At 70.0% G+C, this 19,795-nt stretch carries 20 protein-coding genes and 1 tRNA gene; 15 read left to right on the top strand and 6 right to left on the bottom strand.

Annotation, left to right across the window (positions count from 1 at the left end; all coding sequences use genetic code 11):
• Window positions 1-35: 35 nt before the first annotated feature.
• The 13 genes from CA12_RS18615 to CA12_RS18555 all read left to right on the top strand — a co-directional run bounded on the left by CA12_RS18615 (window position 36) and on the right by CA12_RS18555 (window position 9,971).
• Window positions 36-803: a motility protein A gene (locus CA12_RS18615; protein WP_145360539.1), complete on the top strand. Its 768-nt coding sequence runs from the start codon at window positions 36-38 to the stop codon at window positions 801-803.
• Between the two features lie 63 nt (window positions 804-866).
• Window positions 867-1,559 (top strand): flagellar motor protein MotB, encoded by a 693-nt coding sequence (locus CA12_RS18610; RefSeq protein ID WP_145360537.1) that lies wholly within the window; start codon window positions 867-869, stop codon window positions 1,557-1,559.
• 108 nt (window positions 1,560-1,667) lie between these two features.
• Window positions 1,668-2,180 carry a hypothetical protein gene (locus tag CA12_RS18605; protein ID WP_145360535.1) on the top strand — a complete coding sequence of 171 codons (513 nt, stop codon included), beginning with the start codon at window positions 1,668-1,670 and terminating at the stop codon, window positions 2,178-2,180.
• Between the two features lie 31 nt (window positions 2,181-2,211).
• On the top strand, window positions 2,212-2,988 hold the full coding sequence (gene fliN, locus CA12_RS18600; protein ID WP_207622041.1) for a flagellar motor switch protein FliN: 777 nt from the start codon (window positions 2,212-2,214) through the stop codon (window positions 2,986-2,988).
• Window positions 2,989-3,028: 40 nt separating this feature from the next.
• Window positions 3,029-3,748, top strand: coding sequence for a FliO/MopB family protein (locus CA12_RS18595; RefSeq protein ID WP_165700859.1), 720 nt, complete (start codon window positions 3,029-3,031; stop codon window positions 3,746-3,748).
• Window positions 3,745-4,746 carry a flagellar type III secretion system pore protein FliP gene (fliP, locus tag CA12_RS18590; protein ID WP_145360532.1) on the top strand — a complete coding sequence of 334 codons (1,002 nt, stop codon included), beginning with the start codon at window positions 3,745-3,747 and terminating at the stop codon, window positions 4,744-4,746. Before CA12_RS18595 ends, fliP begins: the two co-directional genes overlap by 4 nt.
• 108 nt (window positions 4,747-4,854) lie before the next feature.
• A complete protein-coding gene (locus tag CA12_RS18585; protein WP_145360530.1) occupies window positions 4,855-5,127 on the top strand; it encodes a flagellar biosynthetic protein FliQ in 273 nt (90 codons plus the stop codon).
• A gap of 48 nt (window positions 5,128-5,175) precedes the next feature.
• Window positions 5,176-6,153 carry a flagellar biosynthetic protein FliR gene (locus tag CA12_RS18580; RefSeq protein ID WP_145360528.1) on the top strand — a complete coding sequence of 326 codons (978 nt, stop codon included), beginning with the start codon at window positions 5,176-5,178 and terminating at the stop codon, window positions 6,151-6,153.
• Window positions 6,154-6,191: 38 nt separating this feature from the next.
• A complete protein-coding gene (locus CA12_RS18575) occupies window positions 6,192-7,256 on the top strand; it encodes an EscU/YscU/HrcU family type III secretion system export apparatus switch protein (protein WP_145360526.1) in 1,065 nt (354 codons plus the stop codon).
• A 149-nt stretch (window positions 7,257-7,405) separates the two neighbouring features.
• Window positions 7,406-7,479: transfer RNA gene (locus CA12_RS18570), tRNA-Pro, on the top strand.
• Window positions 7,480-7,642: 163 nt separating this feature from the next.
• Window positions 7,643-8,620, top strand: coding sequence for a tyrosine-type recombinase/integrase (locus CA12_RS18565; RefSeq protein ID WP_145360525.1), 978 nt, complete (start codon window positions 7,643-7,645; stop codon window positions 8,618-8,620).
• A gap of 39 nt (window positions 8,621-8,659) precedes the next feature.
• On the top strand, window positions 8,660-8,959 hold the full coding sequence (locus CA12_RS18560; RefSeq protein WP_145360523.1) for a site-specific integrase: 300 nt from the start codon (window positions 8,660-8,662) through the stop codon (window positions 8,957-8,959).
• Between the two features lie 121 nt (window positions 8,960-9,080).
• Window positions 9,081-9,971, top strand: a complete 891-nt coding sequence (locus tag CA12_RS18555; RefSeq protein ID WP_145360521.1) for a helix-turn-helix transcriptional regulator — start codon at window positions 9,081-9,083, stop codon at window positions 9,969-9,971.
• On the opposite strand, the gene CA12_RS18550 is transcribed toward CA12_RS18555, so the two are convergent.
• From CA12_RS18550 to CA12_RS18525, 6 genes are all read right to left on the bottom strand, one after another.
• Window positions 9,968-10,243 (bottom strand): hypothetical protein, encoded by a 276-nt coding sequence (locus CA12_RS18550; RefSeq protein ID WP_145360519.1) that lies wholly within the window; start codon window positions 10,241-10,243, stop codon window positions 9,968-9,970. The genes CA12_RS18555 and CA12_RS18550 overlap by 4 nt on opposite strands.
• Window positions 10,244-10,489: 246 nt before the next feature.
• Window positions 10,490-10,597, bottom strand: coding sequence for a hypothetical protein (locus tag CA12_RS23285; protein WP_390614146.1), 108 nt, complete (start codon window positions 10,595-10,597; stop codon window positions 10,490-10,492).
• Between the two features lie 30 nt (window positions 10,598-10,627).
• Window positions 10,628-10,753, bottom strand: coding sequence for a transposase (locus tag CA12_RS23055; RefSeq protein WP_145360517.1), 126 nt, complete (start codon window positions 10,751-10,753; stop codon window positions 10,628-10,630).
• Between the two features lie 806 nt (window positions 10,754-11,559).
• On the bottom strand, window positions 11,560-11,832 hold the full coding sequence (locus tag CA12_RS18535; protein WP_145360516.1) for a hypothetical protein: 273 nt from the start codon (window positions 11,830-11,832) through the stop codon (window positions 11,560-11,562).
• A gap of 6 nt (window positions 11,833-11,838) precedes the next feature.
• The gene (locus CA12_RS18530) at window positions 11,839-12,408 is read right to left on the bottom strand and encodes a hypothetical protein (RefSeq protein ID WP_145360514.1); all 570 of its coding nucleotides are present in this window, start codon (window positions 12,406-12,408) and stop codon (window positions 11,839-11,841) included.
• Window positions 12,409-13,190: 782 nt separating this feature from the next.
• Window positions 13,191-14,042 carry a protein-signal peptide and transmembrane prediction gene (locus CA12_RS18525; RefSeq protein ID WP_207622040.1) on the bottom strand — a complete coding sequence of 284 codons (852 nt, stop codon included), beginning with the start codon at window positions 14,040-14,042 and terminating at the stop codon, window positions 13,191-13,193.
• Between the two features lie 714 nt (window positions 14,043-14,756).
• Between CA12_RS18525 and CA12_RS18520 the strand changes: the two genes are divergently transcribed.
• Complete coding sequence (locus CA12_RS18520; RefSeq protein WP_207622039.1) at window positions 14,757-16,118, top strand: hypothetical protein; 1,362 nt, start codon at window positions 14,757-14,759, stop codon at window positions 16,116-16,118.
• Window positions 16,118-19,120 carry a PVC-type heme-binding CxxCH protein gene (locus tag CA12_RS18515; protein WP_145360510.1) on the top strand — a complete coding sequence of 1,001 codons (3,003 nt, stop codon included), beginning with the start codon at window positions 16,118-16,120 and terminating at the stop codon, window positions 19,118-19,120. The genes CA12_RS18520 and CA12_RS18515 overlap by 1 nt, the downstream gene beginning before the upstream one ends.
• Window positions 19,121-19,795: the final 675 nt, after the last annotated feature.

Below are 19,795 nucleotides of genomic sequence, written 5' to 3'. Positions count from 1 at the left end.
CCTCGTTCCCGCCCCCGTCCGCCCCGCCCGTCGTTATGGACATCGCTACCGCCGTCGGCCTGCTGCTCGGCGCCGCGTTGCTGTTGATCTCCGTCCTGATCGCGCCGGGTTCGAGCCTCGCGGCGTTCGTCGACGTACCCAGCGGGCTGGTGGTCGTCGGCGGAGCCATTGCGGCCTGCGGGATTGCGTATCCCTTCGGCGCGTTGCTGAGAACGCCCAGCGTGACGATGAAGTTGTTCTTCCCGAAGGCCCCGGAATTGAAGGCGACGATCGCCCAACTCGTCAGCTTCGCCGAGGTCGCCCGTCGCGACGGCATCCTCGCTTTGGAAAACAAGTTGGACGAGGTGCAGGACCCGTTCGTCAAGATGGGGGTCCAGATGGCCGTGGACGGGACCGACGGCGAATTGATCGAGGCGGTGATGCGGGGAGAAATTGAGGCGGTCGCCGCCCGCCATAAGGTCGGAAAGGGATTGATGGAGACGCTGGGCCGCTACGCCCCCGCCTTCGGTATGATCGGCACGCTGATGGGCCTGATTATCATGCTGGGCAATATGGACGACCCGGAAGCGATCGGTCCCGGCATGGCGGTGGCGCTGATTACCACGCTGTACGGCGCCATCATGAGCAACCTGTTCTGCCTGCCGTTCGCCGACAAGCTTGGCTACTACAGCAAGCGCGAAATGGAAGTCCGCGAAGCGGTGGTCCGCGGGATTCTCAGCATTCAGGAGGGCGACAACCCGCGGGTCCTGGAGCAGAAGCTCTCGACGATGCTGCCCCAGGCGGACCGCACGCTCGCCGCCTGAGCCGGGCCCGGGACGTTTATTTGAGATCGCCTGAATCCCCGTCGCGCAAGAAAGGTCGCACTGATGGACGACGACGCACCGCCCGGCGTGCCGGAATGGGTCGTCACCTACGGCGACATGATGAGCCTGCTGCTGACCTTTTTTATCATGCTGGTCAGCATGAGCGAAATTAAAGACGAGGGCAGGGTCCGGGCGATCCTGGAGGTGTTCCAGCAGCGGTTCGGCCCGTCCGAGGGGATCGCGGCGTCGCCGGGGCCCTCTCCGTTGGACCGGAACGACCGTGAGCGGGCCAACGCCTCGGGGCAGCAACGTCCGCTGGGGACGGACCGGGAGACGGCCGACGCCCGGGATACGGCGGGCACGTTCAACGGCGCCGCGGAGGCGCCGCCGGACCGGCCGCCCGCTTTGGCGGGGCCGGCGGCCTTCGATCGCTTCGGCGCCGAGGTCGGTCCGAAGATGACGGCGACGCTCGACTCGCTCGCCGCCGCGCTGCATCGCACCAGCGGCGAGGTCATTGTCCGCGGTCACGCCTCGCCGGAGGGGCTTCCCCCCGGCTCGCCCCACGAAGACGTCTGGGCGCTGTCGCGGGCGCGGGCGGAGGCAGTCGCGGCGGCGCTGCAGGAACGCGGCGTGGCCGCGTCGCGGTTCCGCATCGAGTCCGCCGGCGCCACCACCCCCCCCGGGCCGGACGGCTGGACGACCCGCGATCCGTTGCGCGCGTGGGATCGTGTTGACGTGCTGGTGGGAGAGAACTAGCGTCCGCCCGCCCGCCGCACGACGCGGCGGGTCCGCTCGCCGCGACCGCCCGCCTGACGGGTCCCCGCGACGACGGTTCGCTTCGCACGCTCCGGTCGGGAGGACCGCATGGCGGACGCACCCGCCGAGAAACCGTCTGACGACGACGCGAAAAAGGCGCCCGCCAAACTGGGCGGGGCCGCGAAGGTCGCCGGACTCGTGCTGACGGTCATGCTGGTCGAAGCCGGCGTGCTGTACGTGCTGCTCGCCCCGGAGGAGGCGATCGCGGAGACCCAACTCCCCGACGCGGCCACCGAGGAACTCGCCGAGGTGGCGGTCGACTCCTTCACCACCACGAACGCCCGGGCAATTCCCGGGCGACTGGTGCACCTCACCTTTCGTCTGACCGCGGTCGTGCCCGCCCACCGGTCCGAAGAAATCTCTGCCTCGGTCGGCGGGGCGTTTCAGGCCCGCATCCGGCAGGCCGTGCTGGAAGTGGCCCGCGCCGCGACCAGCGACGATCTCGACGATCCCCGTCTGCGGGGGTTCAAAGGGGATCTCGCGGACGCGATGAACACCGTGCTGCGGGAGGACGTCGTCCGCACCGCGGTGGTGAGCGAATTCAAAGCCCTCGAACAGTAGACGCCGGTCCGCCCGACCGGCCCCCGCTCCCGTGGCCGCTTCCGATCAATCCGCTGACCCCTCGGCCGACGCTCCGGCCGCCGGTGCGCCTCCCGCAGACGTACAGGCGGGGGGCGGGTACGGGGCCGGCCGAGACGACGCAGAGCCCGGCGCCACGGGGGAGACGCTGCCCTCCGACGACATTGAGGCGCTGCTGGCCGCCGCGGCCGCCGGTTCCGTGCAGATGCCGCCGGAGGACGACGAGGGCACTGATCCGGAGCCGGACGACGGCACATTCAGCCGTCTGGGCGACCGCGACGACGATGACGCCGGAGACCCCTACGCCGCCCACGGCACTTCGGCCGCGAGTGGGTCGGCCCCGGGACGCCGTGAGGCCGCCACCTCCATCCCGGTCGGCGGACAGGTCGAAAAACTGCTGGAGGAGGTCGAGGCGGAGGTCCGCCGCGGCCGACGGCCGGTGCTGTCCGCGGGGCAGAACCCGCCGGACTCGCTCGGTCGCACCTCGCCCTTGCAACTGGAAGCCTTCGCCGAGAGCGGACGGTCCGCCGGGGGCTCCCGGGGGACGGGCGAGGGACTCGGGGCGCTAGACGACGTGGAGCTGGATCTCCGCATCGAACTGGGCCGGGCGGAGATGTCGCTGGAGGAGGTCGTCGCCCTGCGGGACGGCTCCGTGGTGTCGCTCGACAAGCTGGCGGGCGACCCGGTGGACATCCTCGTGAACGGCCGCCTGGTCGCCCGCGGCGAGGTGCTCGTGCTGAACGACAATTTCTGCGTCCGCGTCGCGGAGATCCTCGCTCCCGACCGCTGACTCGCCCGGCCCGTTCCCCCTGACTTCGTCCCGCCGCACCGTGTTCCGCTCGCTCCCCGCCGCCGTTCTGCTGTCGCTCGCGGCCGGGGCGGCCGATGCGCAGCAACTCCCGACCCTGTCCGGCCGCCCGGCGGCCTCGGCGGTCGCGGCGTTGCCGCCGGCGGGGGTCGGTCCCGCGGGGGCGGCGGAGTACGCGAGGACGCCCGACCCGGCGCCCTTGAAGATCGGCGGGGGCGGCGTGCGGTTGGGCGACGCGGGAGGGACGGACCCGGAACCGCGGGGGACCTCGGCCTGGGGCGTCGCCGGGGCGCTGGCTCTTGTGCTCGGCCTGTTCGCCGCGGCGGCGAAGTGGTTCGGCGGCTCCCGACTGACGGCCGCGGCGGCGGGCGGGGGGACCTGCGAAGTGCTGGCCCGGGTGAAATTGGAACCGCGGGCCTCCATGCACGTAGTGCGAATCGGCGGACGGGTGATTCTCGTCGGCAGCGCCGCGGACGGGCTGACGGCGCTGGGGGAGATTGACGACCCGGTCGAAGCCGAGGCTCTCGCGGCGGCCTGCCGCGTCCAAGCGCCGCGGACGCTGCGTCGGGCCGGCGTCGGACGGGACGCGGGGCGGGAATCGTTCCGCACGTTATTCGGCCGGGCCGCCGCCCGCGTCGCCAGCGGGCCGGAGCCGTCCACCGTCGAACCCAGAGAGCCGGACGTCTCCGACGCCGAACGCCGACTTGCCGCCCGCCTCCGCCCCGCCGGGGCGACGCGATGAGACAGTCCCCGTCGGTTCCATTCTCGTCCACGCTGCGCGTCGCGGCGGCACTGTGCGGACTGCTGTGCGCCGCGCCGGCGTCTGCGCAGGGCATCGTGCGGCAGAATCCGGCGCCGACGGATCTGCGGGAGATGTTCGCCCCGCTGCCCTCCTCCACGGCGGACGCCGGCGGGTTTCCGCCCTTGGTCGTGCCGGCCGCGGCCTGGACGCCGGAGGCGGCGCCCATCCCTCCCCTGGGACCGGCGGCCCCGGCGCCGGGCTCCGACGCGCTGACGCTGCCGGAGGCGCTCAACCCCGACACGGCCCTGTCCCCCGGCGGGCTGACGAACACGCTGAAGATTCTCGGCCTGCTCACGGTCCTGAGTCTGGCCCCGTCGATCCTGCTGATGACGACCTGCTTCGTGCGGTTCGTGATCGTGATCGGGCTGCTCAAACAGGCGATCGGCACCCAGCAGATGCCGCCGAACCAGGTCGTCGTCTCCCTCTGCCTGTTCCTCACGGTGGCCGTGATGGGGCCGGTCTGGGGGCGGTGCTACGACGAGGGCATCCGGCCGTACACCGACCCGGCGCCCGGCGAGGTCCCGCCCACGCTGGACGAAGCCTTCGATCGCACCGCCGCCCCGCTGAGGGCCTTCATGGCGGACCAGATCGAACGCACGGGGAACGGGGCCGCCGTCCGTCTGTTCCTCGATTACCGTCGTCCTGCCGACGCCTCCCCGGGCGAGGGCGATCCCGAGACCTACGACGAGGTGCCGCTGGGCGTGCTGATCCCGGCCTACATGCTGAGCGAATTAAAGACGGCGTTCGTGATCGGCTTCCAGATCTATCTGCCCTTCCTGGTGATCGATCTGGTGGTCAGCGCCGTGCTGATCTCGATGGGCATGATGATGCTCCCCCCGGTGCTGATCAGCCTGCCGTTCAAGCTCCTCCTGTTCGTGCTGGTGGACGGTTGGTTCCTGACCGTCGGCATGCTGATGGAAGGCGTGAGACCGCTTTGAGAGGGCGGAAGGGGGATGGCGGAAGGCGGAGGGAAGAACTATGCCCGCACCGCCCGCCGTCGTGTCCGCTCCCGTCTGCCTTAGTCCTTCCGCCCTCCGCCTTCGACTATGTCGCCCGATCTTGCCGCGGATCTCAGTCGCGAGGCGCTGCTCATGGCGCTGTTGCTCGGCACGCCGGTGCTGGGGGCGGCGGCGGCGATCGGGCTGATCGTCAGCCTCGCCCAGGCGGTCACGCAGCTTCAGGACCAGACGCTCTCGTTCGTGCCGAAGATCGCGGTGATGGCCGGCGTCACGCTGCTGGCCCTGCCCTGGATGATCCAAACGGCCTGCGACTACACGACCGCCCTGTTCCAGAACGTCGCGCCGAACCTCGGCACCTGACGTTCCCCGCCGCGCCCTTCTCCCCCGCCGTATCGCGTTCGCCGCCCCGTGCCGTTCGACCTGCCCTCGCCGGACTTCACGCACCCGCTGATCGCGTGGGGGACGGCGCGGTTCGTGGGGTTTCTGCTGGTGTTTTTCCGGGTGGCGGGACTGATGACGGTGGGGCCGGTGTTCGGCACGCCGGTCGTGCCGGCGAACGTTCGGGTGCTGCTGGCCGTCGCCGCCGCCGCGGTCGTCGCCCCCGCCCTGCCGGGCGGCTCGGCGGAGGCGTTCCAGGCGCTCGATACGAACGGCGACGCCGTGTTGGTCGCCGAGGAACTTCCGGGAGCCGTGCTGGATTCGCTGGAAGCCCGCGGCCTGACCGTCACGGCGGCCGGGCTGAATCTCGCCGAGTTCACCGCCCCGGCCCCGCTGCCGAAGACGCCGGCGGGGCTGCTTCGCCTGTCGCTCGGAGAATTCTCGATCGGCTTCGCCCTGGGTTTGGGCATGACTGCCGTGCTGGCGGGCCTGCGGTTGGCCGGCGAACTGGTCGATCAGCAGATCGGCACGGCGATGGGCGAGGTCTTCAACCCGATGCTGGGCGCCTCCGCCTCCCCGACCGGGCAGTTGCTCGGCCTGCTCGGGACCGCGGCGCTGCTCACGCTGCCGGGGGTGGACGGGCATCTGCGACTGTTCGCCACGCTGCTGGACACCTTCCGCACTCTGCCGCCGGGGGCGGGGTGGGTCTCCGGCGAGGCGTGGAGGACGCTGGCGGAGTTGGCCGGCGCCGGCATGTCGCTCGGCCTGCGGGTGGCCGCCCCGACGATGGCGGTGATGTCGCTGATGAGCCTCACCGTCGGTTTTCTGGGACGAACGGTCCCGCAGATCAACGTGCTGTCGGTCGGCTTCCCCACGCGGGCCGCGGCGGGACTGCTGATCCTCGCCCTGACGCTCTCTCCGGCGACCGACGTGCTGGCCGACCTGCTCGCCGGTTCGCTGACCGCCCTGCACGAGGCGCTGGTCGGCCTGCCCGACCCCCGCGCCTGACCCTGCCCCGCAACGCACGCTAACCGGGGGAGGCCGCGGTGGGAGACGATCAGGAAAAGACGGAGGACCCCACGGAGCAAAAGCGCCGGGAGGCCCGCGAACAGGGGCAGATCGCCAAGAGCGCCGACGTGACCGCCGCCGCCGTGCTGGGGGCGGCCGCGGCCCTGCTGTGGATCGGCGGGATCGGGTTGTCGGACAAACTGGCGGGGTTGCTGGACCTCTCGCTGCGGGACGTGACGGTCACGTTCTCCGCCAGCGACGCCAACGCGCGGGCCGCGGCGATCACGGCCTTCCTAGCGACCGCCCTGTTCCCCGGTCTGGTGGCTCTGGGGCTGGCGTCCGCGGCGGGGATGCTCGGGCAGTTCGGCGTGCTGATCTCTCCGCAGGCCCTCGCCCCGAAGTGGTCCCGGGTCAACCCGATCAGCGGGTTCGGCCGGCTGATGAACGCGCGGGCGGTGGCGCGGCTCGGCGGGGGCGTGGCGAAGCTGCTGGTGCTCACGGGGGTCTCCGGGCTCGTGATGAGTTCTTGGATGCCGGACCTGATCGGGATGGTGGCCGCCGGGCCGGCGGTCCTGCTGGGCCGCGTGCATGCGGCCCTGGCGGCGTTGGGCGCCTGGCTGGCGGCGGCCCTCGCCCTGCTGGCGCTCAGCGACTACCTCTTCCAACGCTGGCAGCACGAGCGGGACCTGAAGATGACGAAGCAGCAGGTCCGCGACGAAATGAAGAATCAGGACGGCGATCCGACCGTGAAGGGCCGGCGCCGCGAAGCCCACCGCAAGCTGGCCGCGGCCCGGGACCTCAGCCACGTCGCCGACGCGGACGTCGTGCTGACCAACCCGACGCACTATTCGATCGCGCTGAAGTACGAAGAGCACATGCCCGCCCCGCAGGTGGTGGCCAAGGGCGTGGACGAGGTAGCGTTCCGCATCCGCGAACTGGCCAAGCAGCACAACGTCCCGATCCTCGAACGGCCCGCGCTCGCCCGTCAGCTCTGGCGCGAGGTGAAGGTGGGCCGGACGGTCCCGCCCGACCTGTACGGGGCGTTGGCCGAGGTGATGGCCTTCGTCTACCGCCTGACCGGGAAGGCTGCACCGAAGGTCTGAGGACGCCCGCTCTCAGGCGAGTGTGTGCCGAAAACGCGCCGAACCGTCGCGGATTGGGATGTGTCAGGCGGTCGGGCTTGTCGAAGCGGCGACGCGTTGCGATGATCCCCGCCGCGACGCCCCCTTAGGGGAAGCGTCGCCGACACGTCCGGGATGTGGCGCAGCCTGGTAGCGCGCTTGACTGGGGGTCAAGAGGTCGCAGGTTCGAATCCTGTCATCCCGAATCACCTCGCCGCAACGTGCGGCGAGGTGTTTTCGTCTACCCCGCCAGAGCCGAACGCGATCTCACGCGTACCCCGGGAGGTTCCCGGGCGCGGCCGGAGCGACCGCCGAGATTTGGTAGTACTACCAAAAACTCGGCGGACCGCCTTTCCGGATCCCGCCCGATGCCCCGCACACGCGTCCCGAAGCTCACCCTCCACAAGCCGACCGGTCAGGCCCGCGTCTACCTGAACGGCCGGCAGTTCTACCTCGGCAAGTACGGCACCCCAGCCGCCGACGAGAAGTACCGGCGGCTGGTCGCGGAGTACCTCCGCTCCGGCGAGATTCCCGCAGAGGTTCGTCCGGCGCCCGCGACGATCGCCGGCGTCGCGGCCGTCGGCGACCCGCCGGGGCGGACCGTGGAGGAAGTCATCCTGCCGTACTGGAAGTGGGCTCAGGGCCATTACGTCAAGGACGGGCAGCCCACCAGCGAGATCGGCGTGCTGAAGGTCACGCTGCGGACGCTGCGTTCGCTGTACGGCTCCACCCCCGCCGCCGAGTTCGGTCCGCTGAAGCTGAAGGCCTACCGGGACCAGCTCGTCCGCGACGGGCTCTCCCGCCCGGGGGTGAACGAGCGGGTCGAGCGGGTGAAGCGGGTGTTCAAGTGGGCGGTCTCCGAGGAGCTGATCGGCCCGGAGGTCTACCAGGCCCTCGCCACGGTCACGGGGCTGCAGCAGGGCCGCACGCCAGCGTGGGAGCCGGATCCGGTGGAGCCAGTCGACCCGCGGCTCGTGGACGCCACCCTGCCCCACCTCCCGCCGATCGTCGCGGACATGGTGCGGCTGCAGCTGCTCACCGGGATGCGGCCCGGGGAGGTCTGCTCGCTCCGCCCCCGCGACGTGGACCGTTCGAAGGAGGTGTGGTCCTACCGCCCCGCCTCGCACAAGACCCAGCACCACGGCAAGGCCCGCACCGTCTTCGTCGGCACGGAGGCCCAGGCGATCCTCGGCCCCTACCTCGACGATCGCCCGGCCGACGCCTTCTGCTTCAGCCCGAAGCCAGCCGAAGCCGCTCGCCGGGCCGCGGCGACTGCGGCCCGCATGACCCCGGCCTCGTGCGGGTGGGTCGTCGGCAGCAATCGGAAGAAGAACCCCGCCCGCTAGGCCGGCGACCGGTACACGACGACCAGTGACCGGCGGTGCGTGCAACGCGCCGCTGAGAACGCCGTCCCCCTCCCCTTAGACCTCGCGGTCAAGCACGCCGGGATCCAGGCGTTGCCGAACGCCGAACGCTCCGCCGTGAACGCGGCGGTCAAGGAGCGCCGGGAGTCGTGCCGCTGGTCCCCGAACCAGCTCCGCCACACGCGGGCCACCCAGCTGCGGGCGAAGTACGGCATCGAGTTGACCCGCACCGTGTTGGGCCAGAGCGACATCGCGACCGGCGAGATCTACGCCGAACGCGACCTCGCCGCCGCCGAGCGGGTGATGCGGGAGGTGGGCTGAGGGGTGAATCAGCCGAGGCTTCTTCACGAGGTTCACGCTCCCGAGGGTTGTCTCAGGTAAACGCGCGGCGGGAGCGGGTCGCGGGTGGCGTGTCGGGCGTACACCAATCGCGGACCGTCGCGTGGCCGACGCGGCCCGCTTCGCCCTGTACGGGCGGCTGCTCTCCCCCGAGGGCGGCGCGACCCTCAAGGATCTACACGGCGAACTGGGCGTCAGCAAGAAGGCTTTCCGGCGCGATCTCGAGGCGATGGAGCGGGTCGGCCTGCCGGTCCTGTGCGAAGCCGGTTGCCGGGGCGAGACGACCTGGCGGCTGGCCACGCCTGAGGGGCTCCCCCCGCTGACGTTCGCCTGGGACGAAGCCACCGCCCTGCACCTCTCCCGGCCGCTGCTGGGTTCGCTCCACAGCACGTTCGTCTGGGAGGCATTGGGCCGGGCACTGGCGAAGGTGCGGGCGCATCTGGGCGAGCCGGCGCTGGCGTACCTGAACGGCCTCTCCGGCGGGTTTCTGGCCACGGCCCCCGGCGCGGCGGACCTCGCTGACCGCGGTCCGGCCCTGGACGCGGTGATGCTCGGCCGGGAGGAGCGCCGCGTGACGGCGATCCTCTACCGCAGCGGCTCCACCGGGGAGGCGGACCGCTTCGCCGTCGAGCCGCTGGGGCTGGTCTGGCACCGCGGCCGGCTCTACCTGCACGCCCACTCCCGCAAGCACGGCGAGCAGCGCACCTTCCGCGTCGACCGAATCGAGGAGGCGGAGACGACGCCGGAGCGGTTCGAGCCGCCAGCGGACTTCGACCTGCGGATCGCCCACGCCGGCAGCTTCGGCGTCTGGCATTCGGACGGCCCGGCGCGAATGGTGCGGGTGCAATTCGCCCCCAGCGCCGCCCCCTACGTCGCCGCCGGTCGCTACGTCGCCGCCGGTCGCTGGCACGACAGCCAGACCGTCGATGTCCTCCCGGATGGCTCGTTCACGCTCAGGGTGGAACTCGGCACGTTCGAGAAGGTGGGGGTCTAGGCGGTGTGCATATCGAAGTCGAGCGTGAAGGCGGGGAGCCAGACCATCCCGGCGAAGTTTGCGGCCTTCTTTTTATACCGGGTGGCGTTTGTCGGAAGTCCTTCAAGCGGCGGAAGAACCGCTCCATCATGTTGCGATTCCGGTATCGCCACTTGCTGTAGCGAGGCAGCGGCCGGCGGGTCGGGTTCGGCTTGATGCAGGCCCTCGCCCCGGCGGCCTTCGCCGCCGCCCGATTTTTCTTGCTGCAGTAGCCGGCGTCGGCGATCACTCACTTCGGCGACAGACCGGCGATCAGGGCCGGGGCCTGCGGGGCGGCGCCCCGCTGCCCGGCGGTCAGCGTTAGCCGGTCTAAGCGGCCCGTCCCGCTCACGGCGGCCTGCAGATTCGTGCAGAAGCCCCCACGGCTGCGGCCGAGAGCTCGGCAGGCGTCGGCACCTTTTTTCCTCGCCCGGCAGCCCCCGCGAATCCGCCGCGCACGGGTGCGCTTTGGCGGTCATCGAGTCCAGTTGTAACTCCGCCTATTTTGGCTCGCCGAACGCCGCTGACAGAGCCTCCCACTGGCCTGCCCGGCACCAGCGGTCGAATCGCCGCCAAACGCTGTTCCAGCAGCCGAACCGCTCAGGCAGATCCCACCAAGGAGCTCCGGTCTTCGCGATTCACAGCACCGCGTCTACGAACAGCCGGTTGTCGGCGGTTGGTCGACCGCCGTCTTTGAGTTCGCCCGGCAACAACGGCGGGATCAGCTTCCACTGGGCGTCGGAGAGGGCGTGACGAGCAGGCATCGGCGGGGGCGGAACGGAACCCCGCGAGCATCGCGGCGGGCCGCACGATGTCCGCACCACCTAGCTCGAGCATCGGGCCGAACCGCCAGCCGGACTCGTCCACGAGTAGGCGGTAGAACTCGACGATGTCCGGCCATGGCCGCGTGTCGGCGGTGAGCGTCATCAGGGCCATCCCGCCGCCTGACGTTCGCCCCTTGCGTTTGCAGTTGTTGAACGCGTCGGCATTGCCGCCCGCGTCAGTCAAAGCAGGTGATGGCGGCGCGTCGTCCGTAAGCGACACGATCGCCAGTGCCTTGGTCGTTTCTTCTCCAGTGGAGCCTTGCAGTACGCTGCGTACGTTATGTTCATACATTCGTTCCGCGAGTAAGGGTGCGTTTACGTAGAAATCGGGACCGTCGCATTCAAAGTAAACGAAACGATCAAAGGTAACCTCGGATCCGGGCTTCCCAACGTACTTTTTGTGCGGTCCAACACAGATTCCATTGACCATCCCTGCGATGCCATTCAATTGGACCTCAGGACCAATGCCGCCGACTCCGGTTACTGCGTCGTAGTCACGATCACGAACAGTGCCCAGGCCATTTTAGACGCCAAAACACCCGTGGGGGCCGGGATCGCCGTTGTGCGTGCGCTTGTAGACGAGGATGTTCAAGACTTGTCGCATGGGCGAACGACGCCGCTCCGCGGCCGGCGGGGGCTTGGTGAGCGGTGGGCGCCAGAAACGAAGACTGCCCCGCCGGTCTGCTGCAGCGGATGGTTCGGCCGGCGGCCCGCCTGTCGGGGGCGCCGCTGCCGACCTGGACGAGTCACCGCCCCCGCGCCACGACCCGCACGATGCACTCGCCCGCCGCGAGTTCGTCCCAGACCACCGGCCCGAAGCCGTCCGAGCTGGCCGGGTCGATGACCGGCATCTCGAACACTCCGGTGATTCGGTACGTATTCGGCTCGACGAAAGTGAACCATTTCGACAGATCCACCTCCGCCGTAAATATGTCGCCTGGACGAAGGATCTGGATGACGACCAGTCCGCCGTGGTGCGTCGGGTTGCCGGTATCCGGCAGCCTCTTTCCGTCGGGCACAGCCTGTCAGAGGAACCGGAACTGGTTATTCCGCGGTCCCCGCTGCTGGCCCCCGAACGTGAATCGAGGTGGTTCCGCGCGGGTATTCTGGAGTTCCATCCTCAGCTCCACCGCTTCGCCGACGGCGTACCGCGACTTGGCTGGCGCCCACCGGACCTCGTATTTGTGCCCCGGGTGCTCGCGGCGATGAGGCTCGATTTTATACCGAGCCGCGAGCGTTCGGGCCGCACCCGCTGAGTAGACGTTGGCCCAAGAGTTCACCATGCCGTCCACAGGCAGCCTCTCCGGCCGGCCGAGGTGGAACACGAGGTCGTCCACGCCCAGTGCCGTCTGTTCGTTGGCGACCTCGGGCGGGAGCGGACCGAGTTCGTTGATCGTGACGATGAACCGGGTGTTGTCGTTGACCTGCGACCGGAGCGCCCCGCCGACCCCAACTGACGGCGACAGCCGCTTCACAAGGATTGCCTCGGAACCGTCAGTCATCTGGACCTTCCGGCCAGGGCCCTCGAACTTCAGGAGGTACACGCCCTCCGCAAGCGTGTCGCCGTCCGGCTCCGGCGGATCGGTGTTGATCATCCCCAAGCCCGCCACGGCCACCATGATGGCCGCCCCCGCGTCAGGGACATGAACATGACCGAACTCCTCTACTTAGCATGTGCGAGAACCGCGGGAGCCGGACGCCGATGGTCGCAGCGCGTCGTCACCGAAGTTCCTGTGGGCAGAACGAGTGTTTCCTCGACGCAACGCAAGGTAAGGCTCGCGTGATACCATACGTTGCGTCGGGTTCGGGAGGTTCAAAATCAGCGGGGCCGACAACGCCGCGCCCGCCCCTGTTCAGGACGTGCTTATTCACCGTCGTCGTCCGCACGTCGTGACGCCCAAGCCGTTCCGGCGCCGTGCGAAAGTCCTCGCGGGCAACGTGGTAGTCCGCTTCGATTCGGCGTTGGGCGAAGTGGGCAAGCGGCGCTCACATACTGATCCGCTCCGCCGTTCGTCACCGCCGCTTCGAGACCGATGAGGCACTCGCCGAAGGGGGCCGCGGGATCAGGCGGAGCGCGGCGTCGGGATCGTCGATCGCCTCCCGCCGTCGGAAAGATGGCCCGGCACGTGCGTCGGATGCGTCGACGCGTCGGCCGCGGTGCAGGTCGAGAATCTAGGGCCCCCGCAATCTGATGCGATTCGAGGAGACCGGGGTGAAACCGTCGAGCCTGTGCTTCGCGACCGTTGCCCGGGGCGCCGAATCTGAACGATCGATCGACGTTGGCAGCCCGGTCGTCGCGCGGCTGGATTAAATTCGATCGCCCGGCGCCGAGCCCCGTCTGGATCCCGGCGAAGACGGGGATGCATCGGCGCGGCGGTCAGTCGGCGGCTGCGTCGTCGTCGGCGAACCGAAAGCGCCCGTCGCCGAGCACGTCGCCGCTGACGATCGTGGGGCACCAGTAGCGTTCGATGTGTTGAACCACCAGCCGCGTGCCGTCGTGATGGCCGACGTAGGGGCTTCGGGCGGGGTTGTACATCGCGTCCGTCAGGTCGCGCATCAGCACGACGTTCTGGCCCTGCAGCGTCAGTTGGCGGATCGCGAACGGTCGGCCCAGCACGCACATGTTGGCGTGCACGCCCATCACGATCACGTTCCGAATCGAGCGCTGCTTCATCAGGTAGAACGCCTCGGCGCTGTCGGTAATCGCGTCGCCGGGCTCGATCTGCAACGCGGCGATCTGCCGGGTCCAAGGCCAGGGCGGGCCCACCTGGCGATCCGGGCAGCAGTCGCACCCGCCGTCGGAATCGTCGATCGGCAGCGGGGGCTCGCGGTACTCCTTCAGGTGGCACCAGCGTTCCAGCGGGATCTCGGTTTCGACCTTGGGCGCCTGCTGCGCCAGTGTTCGCCCCGGCGTCCCCTCGTAAAACTTCATTGTGTCGCTGGGGCAATGAATAATGAGGACGCCCCGCCGCCGGAGGGCGACTAACACGTCGTTCATCCGGGGCGCCATCTCCGCGACTCGCCGCTCCGCCGACGGGCACGTGTGGCGATCCCACATATCGCAGACGACGACGGCCGTTTCCGTCGGGTTCCAGCGGAGGGACGACTCGGCGGTGCGATAGCCTCCCCCCTCTTCCGGCCGCTGTTGAGCGCGGGCGTGCAGGACCAGCGGCTCCGCGGGGGCGAGGACCGCGGCGGACAGCAACGCGGCGGCGAGAGCGAGGGACATTGAAACGACCTGCGGGAGAATGGCGAGGCGCCGCGGCGGACGGGCGCCGCCGCACGCCGCGAAGCCTGAATCGAGGAACCGCGCCCGTCACGCCAACCTACGGAGACCGCCTGAGCGACGCCATCGCCGATCGCTCCCGCTCTGCGTCTCCGCGGTTCGCGTCCGTCCCAGCGGCGGCGGCCGACGTGCTCGACAAGCAGGAGGCGTTCGACCGCCAAACGGTCTGGAGCGGCCACGAATTCGATGAGTATCAGGCGAACAGCGTTCCGCTCCGGCTTCACGGACCTCGTCCTTACTGGGCTCGCCGTCGTCCGGGACCGTTCGCGGGAGTGCTCCCGCCAGGAGCGGTGTCACCAAGATGGAACTCCGGGCCGACTGATCCCGCCGCGAACTCCCGCTGGCGGACGTCGTCGCGGTCCGTCTCGCACGACTTCCGGACTACTTGAGGTATGTGACGACGACGATCCTGGGCTGAAGGCACCGGCCCGCTCCCCATTTGCGTCCGGAGGATCCTCGATCGGGTCCGCCGGCGAAGCGAATGGGCTTCGGATCCCCATCAGGCTTCGATCCCCGAGGAGTTGTGCCGCCTCTCCTCGAACCGTAGCTTGAGAAGCAGGTTGCGTGATCGGTCGTTCAGAGAATTCGGCACAGACTATGCGGATCGTCGCCCTCGCTATCGTTGCGACATGGACGGCGACCGCCGCTCCGATCGCCGTGGTTCGCGCCGAAGAGCCGGCGTTTCGCCTGGCGACGTTCGACGTCGACGCCACGCCGCCGGTCGGGGCGCAGATGGCGTACGACCCGGTGCGGCGGGTGGACGAACTGACGCTCCGCTGTCGCGGCGTCGTGCTGCTGGGGGCGGACGCGCCGATCGTGCTCTGCGCCGTCGATTGGATCGGCATCGCCAACGGGGCCTACGACGCGTTTCGCGAGCAGTTGGCCGCCGCGGCGGGGACGACGCCGGACCGGGTCGCCGTGCATACGCTGCACCAGCACGACGCCCCGGGGGCCGACTTCACGGCGGAGCGGGTCCTCGCGGAGCTCGGGGTGACGAATTATCAGCGGTTCGACAGCCGGTTCCCGCGGGAGGCGCTCCGCCGCGCCGCCGCGGCGGTCCGCGACGCGCTCCCCCGGGCCCGGCCGATCACCGCGTACGGCTGGGGCGAGGCGGCGGTCGAGCAGGTCGCGTCCAACCGCCGCATTCTCGGCTCGGACGGCACGGTGCGGGCCGTGCGATATACCGCGACCCGCTCCGCCGAACTCCGGGCTCTGCCGGAAGGCGTGATCGACCCGGACGTCTCCCTGCTGAGCTTCTGGAACGGCGAGGAACCGGTCGCCGTCCTGACGTATTACGCCTGCCACCCGCAGAGCTACTACCGGACCGGCGTGCCCAGCCCCGACTTCCCCGGCATCGCCCGCTTCGTCCGCGGCCAGGCCGTCCCTGCGGCGCTGCACGTGCACTTCAACGGCGCGGGCGGCAACGTGGGGGCCGGAAAATATAACGACGGCGACCCGCAAAATCGCATGACGCTCGCCCTCCGGTTGGCGGACGGAATGCGGCGGGCCTGGGAGCACGTCGAGAAGGTGCCGCTCGAGGCGGGCGACGTCGGCTGGCGCTCCGTGCCGGTCCGGTTGCCGCCCGCGGAGCATCTCAACCGGGACGGCCTGGCCGAATCCGTCCGGACGGAACCGGCGGGCGGATATATCTCCAAGGCGGATCAACTCGCCTGGCTGGCCCGCGTGCAGTCCGGGCACGCGATCGACGTGAGTTGCCTGACCGTTGGCGACGTTCGCGTCCTGCACCTGCCCGGGGAGTTGTTCGTGGAATATCAGCTGGCGGCCCAGGCGCTGCGGAGCGACCTGCACGTCGCGATGGCCGCCTACGGGGACTACGGGCCAGGCTATATCGGCACGGCCGTCGCCTACGACGAAGGCGGCTACGAAACGAGCGCGCGGGCCTCGAACGTCGGCCCCGAGTCCGAGAAAATCCTGATGGACGCGATCCGCGACCTGCTCGAGACGCCCGCCGCCGAGGACGCGGCCGCCCGTGAGGACGCATCCGCCGCGGAGGAATAATGCAATTGCTCCAGAGAGGTGCGGGAGGCGTCGCCGCCCCGGCCCGGGTCGCGGCTGCGATTCTGCTGGCCGGCGCCGCGTTCTGTCCGCACGCGGCGACCGTGGCACAGGACGAAGAGTCCCAGAGGGAAGATTACGCGGCTGAGCTCCCCCGCATCCCCCCGCGGTCGCCGGAGGAGGGGCTCAAATCCCTGCGAACGTTGCCGGGGTTCCGCATCGATCTGGTCGCCGCGGAGCCGCTGGTGACGGACCCGGTGGCGATGAGCTTCGACGCCGACGGACGGCTTTACGTCGTGGAAATGCGGGACTATTCCGAGCAGGATCAAGCCCGCCTCGGTCGGATCCGCCTGCTGGAGGATACGGACCGCGACGGCACGTTCGACGCGGCGACCGCGTTCGCGGAGGGCCTCTCCTGGCCGACCGCCGTGATCGCCTACGACGGCGGCGTCTTCGTGGGGGCGCCGCCGCTGATGCTGTACCTCAAGGACACGACCGGCGACGGCCGGGCGGACGAGCGGCGGGTCGTCTTCGAGGGGTTCGACCGCTCGAACGTGCAGGGGTTGATGAACAGCCTCCGCTGGGGGCTCGACAACCGGATCCACGGCGCCACGGGGACGGCGGGCGGGACGGTCGTCCGGCCGGACGCGCCGGACAGGACGCCCGTGGATCTCGACGGGCGGGATTTTTCGTTCGACCCCCGGACCCTCGACCTGCGGGCGGAACCGGGCGGGGCCCAGCACGGGATGGGCTTCGACGACTGGGGCCGGAAGTTCAGCAGTTCGAACAGCGACCACCTGCAATACGTCGTCTATCGACCGCGGTACGCGGCGCGTTTCCCCGAACTGTCGGCGCCGCGGGTCCGGCACAGCATTGCGGCCGACGGGCCGCAGGCGCCGGTGTTCCGACGCAGCCCGGTCGAACCGTGGCGGACGCTCCGCACGCGGCTGCGGGTCGCCGGCGCCGTACCCGGCCCGGTGGAGGGGGGCGGGACGCCCGCCGGCTACTTCACCGGGGCGACCGGGGCCACGATCTACCGCGGCGACGCGATGCCCTCCGAGCGCGGACGGGCCTTCGTCGCCGACGTCGGCAGCAACCTCGTCCATCGCAAGACGGTGTCGTTCGAGGGAATCGTGCCGGTCGCCCGCCGCATTGACGAGGGAACCGAGTTCCTCGCCTCCGACGACATCTGGTTCCGGCCGGTGCAGTTCGCCGACGCCCCGGACGGCGGGCTGTCCGTCCTCGACATGAGCCGCGAGACGATCGAGCACCCGAAGTCGCTCCCGGACAGTATTAAACGTCATCTCGATCTAACGAGCGGCCGCGACCGAGGGCGGCTCTACCGCATCGTTCCCGACGGTTATCAACACCGGCCGGCGCCGACTCTGTCCGACGCCGCGACCGAGGACCTGGTCGCGCTGCTGGCCCACGACAACGGGTGGCACCGGGAGACCGCCGCCCGGTTACTCTACGAACGGCAGGACCCGCGCGCGTTCGGTCCACTCCAAAAATTATTGAGGACGAGCGACCTTCCGCTCGGCCGCCTTCATGCGCTCGCGGCGATCGAGGGCCTCGGCCTGCTCGACGAGTCCGCGGTTCTCGCCGGGCTGCGGGACGAGCATCCCCGCGTCCGCGAGTTCGCCCTGCGATTGTCGGAGCGGTTCCCGCAATCGACGCCGATCCGCGAGCAATTGGCGTCCCTCCTCGACGACCCCGATCCGCTCGTCCGGTTCCAGCTCGCCTTCACGATCGGCGAGTTTCCGTCCGCTGGGCGCGTCCCGATCGCCGCGGAGTTGCTGGCCCGGTTCGGCGACGATCCGTGGATGCGATTTGCGACGTTCAGCTCCCTGTCGACAGGAGCCGGTCAGGTCGTCGCGGCCCGGCTCGCCGCGGAGCCGGACGGAGACGCGGAAGCGGCCGTCGGGGCGCTGGCCGAACTGGTCGGCTTGCAGGCGGATCCCGCCGAGGTCGCCGCCGTGCTGCGGGCGACCTCCCGCGTGCCGGGCAGCGACCCGCGGACCGCGACGGCGCTCACGCAGCTCACCCGGGGTCTGAAGGCTTCCCGCAACCCGATCGCGGAGGAACTCGCCGACGGCGACGGTCTCGCAGAGATCCTCGAGGATTTGCTCGCGACGGCCCGGGTCACGGTCGACGACCCGAATCGGCCGCTCGACGAGCGGGTCGCCGCGATTCGCACGCTCGCCGCCGGGGCCTCGCCGAACGACGTCCGGCGGCTGCTCGACCGCCTCAACCCGCGGGAGCCGGCGCAGATCCAGCGGGCGGCGTTCGAGACGCTTTCCGCATTGGACGACGACGCGCTCGGGGAGGAGTTGGTTCGGCGTTGGCCGAACCTCGGCCCGGAGTTGCAGAACGCGGTCTTCGACACGCTGCTGTCCCGCATCCAGTGGAACGACGCGCTGCTGACGGCGATCGAATCCGGCGAGGTGCCCCGCTCCCGGTGGAGCCCGGAACGACTGCGGCTGCACCGGCTCGCCGTGGACGCGGAGACCGCCGCCCGCATCGACGCGATCCTCGCGAAGGTCGACGTCGGCAGCCGGGCCGAGGCTCTCGCCCAATACGGCGCCGCGCTGACCCGGCCGGGCGACGCCGCGGCCGGACGAAACGTCTTCCTCAAACACTGCGCGACCTGCCACCGCGTGGGCGAGGAGGGGGCGACGATCGGCCCGAACCTCGTGGCCGCGACCGCCCGCGGGCGGGAGACCCTGCTGGTCAACGTGCTGGACCCGAACCGCGAGGCGAACCCGGAATACCTCAGCTACGTGGCGCTGCTGGAGGACGGCCGGACGCACACCGGCCTGATCGTCGAACAGTCCGCGACCGGCGTGACGCTCCGCCGCGTCGATCAGCCGGACCTGACGATCCGCCGGGACGAGATCGAACTGCTCCAAAGCAGCGGCCTGTCGCTGATGCCGGAGGGACTCGAACGGGAGATCACGCCGCAGCAGATGGCCGACCTATTCGCGTTCCTGGAGCGTTCGAATTGAGGAGCGACTCCAGTCCGGGGCACTGCAAGTTCCTGGAGTGCGAGGCATAACGCCCATCCCGAACCCACGGCCCGGCACCGAGCAATCTCCACAGCAGAAGACTGAACGGGCCGACTGACTGCAGTCCGACGGACTTCCCGCTCCCGCCGCAGTCTGAACAAGTGCTGGTCGACTCCAGCCGGAACTCCTCCCGATTTTCGGTCGCACTCGACAAAGGCAGCACGTCCTCGGCCGACACGTTCAGCTGTCCCCGCAGACGTCCGGCGGGAATGCCTTGTTGGCGGGACGCTCGCCGACAGAATGGGGCCGGCATCGCAACGGGGCCGATCCGCGTCGGCCCTTCCCCGCCTGTAAAGTCGCTCCCGAATGTTCTTCCATAGAGTCGCCGTCGGTGTGCTTTTGAGCGTCGTGCTGCTCCCGGCCGGACGCTCCGAGGAACCGGCGTCGGAAACCGGCGGGACGCCGGCGCCCGAAACGCCCGCCGGGCACTCGGAGCACGGGGAGGTCTTTAACGACGGGCCCCGCCAGGCGGCTTACCTGATGGGCGGGACCGGCGCGATCGACTTCCCGGTGACGACGGACGATCCCGAAGTTCAGCGGTTCGTCAACCAGGGCGTCGGCCAGCTCCACGGGTTCTGGTACTTCGAGGCGGAGCGGTCGTTTCGACAGGCGGCC

Origin of the sequence: Alienimonas californiensis (genome assembly GCF_007743815.1) — a bacterium.
In the GTDB taxonomy this organism is placed as follows: Bacteria; Planctomycetota; Planctomycetia; order Planctomycetales; family Planctomycetaceae; genus Alienimonas; species Alienimonas californiensis.
The sequence above is the reverse complement of the archived record's forward strand: the minus strand, read 5'-3'. Positions and strand labels throughout refer to the sequence as shown.

What these genes read in the sequence shown, in the direction of transcription:
- CA12_RS18585 (WP_145360530.1), top strand. Translation starts at nt 4,855, where the DNA reads ATGTCGCCCGATCTTGCCGCGGATCTCAGTCGCGAGGCGCTGCTCATG.
- CA12_RS18605 (WP_145360535.1), top strand. Translation starts at nt 1,668, where the DNA reads ATGGCGGACGCACCCGCCGAGAAACCGTCTGACGACGACGCGAAAAAG.
- CA12_RS23055 (WP_145360517.1), bottom strand. Translation starts at nt 10,753, where the DNA reads ATGCCTGCTCGTCACGCCCTCTCCGACGCCCAGTGGAAGCTGATCCCG.
- CA12_RS18565 (WP_145360525.1), top strand. Translation starts at nt 7,643, where the DNA reads ATGCCCCGCACACGCGTCCCGAAGCTCACCCTCCACAAGCCGACCGGT.
- CA12_RS18615 (WP_145360539.1), top strand. Translation starts at nt 36, where the DNA reads ATGGACATCGCTACCGCCGTCGGCCTGCTGCTCGGCGCCGCGTTGCTG.
- CA12_RS18610 (WP_145360537.1), top strand. Translation starts at nt 867, where the DNA reads ATGGACGACGACGCACCGCCCGGCGTGCCGGAATGGGTCGTCACCTAC.
- CA12_RS18515 (WP_145360510.1), top strand. Translation starts at nt 16,118, where the DNA reads ATGCAATTGCTCCAGAGAGGTGCGGGAGGCGTCGCCGCCCCGGCCCGG.
- CA12_RS18525 (WP_207622040.1), bottom strand. Translation starts at nt 14,042, where the DNA reads ATGTCCCTCGCTCTCGCCGCCGCGTTGCTGTCCGCCGCGGTCCTCGCC.
- fliP (WP_145360532.1), top strand. Translation starts at nt 3,745, where the DNA reads ATGAGACAGTCCCCGTCGGTTCCATTCTCGTCCACGCTGCGCGTCGCG.
- CA12_RS18530 (WP_145360514.1), bottom strand. Translation starts at nt 12,408, where the DNA reads ATGATCAACACCGATCCGCCGGAGCCGGACGGCGACACGCTTGCGGAG.